The sequence below is a fragment of the Pseudomonas sp. 2995-1 genome, assembly GCF_002742505.1.
GTDB classification, from domain to species: domain Bacteria; phylum Pseudomonadota; class Gammaproteobacteria; order Pseudomonadales; family Pseudomonadaceae; genus Aquipseudomonas; species Aquipseudomonas sivasensis.
This window is the reverse complement of sequence record NZ_LJSA01000022.1, coordinates 1-229: the sequence shown is the minus strand read 5'-3', so window position 1 is coordinate 229 and position 229 is coordinate 1. Positions and strand designations below refer to the sequence as shown.

General features: G+C 40.6%; 1 protein-coding gene. It reads left to right on the top strand.

The genetic code is table 11. The annotated features are described in order from the left end of the window. The coding region (locus AOA61_RS00070) for a sigma-70 domain-containing protein (protein WP_305886512.1) at positions 1–229 on the top strand (229 nt) is incomplete at both ends.

The window sequence follows — 229 nt, the reverse complement described above, 5'->3', positions numbered from 1 at the left end:
ATTAATAAGAGTGCAACGACAGCTTCTACAGGATCTAGGGCGAGAACCTTCACCAGAAGAAGTGTCTAAAGAAATGGATTTAACTCCTGAAAAGGTTCGTGAAATTTTAAAGATTGCTCAAGAACCAGTTTCTCTTGAAACTCCTATTGGAGAAGAGGATGATTCTCATTTAGGTGACTTTATTGAAGACCAGGAGGCTTTAGCGCCATCTGATGCAGCTGCCTATGAA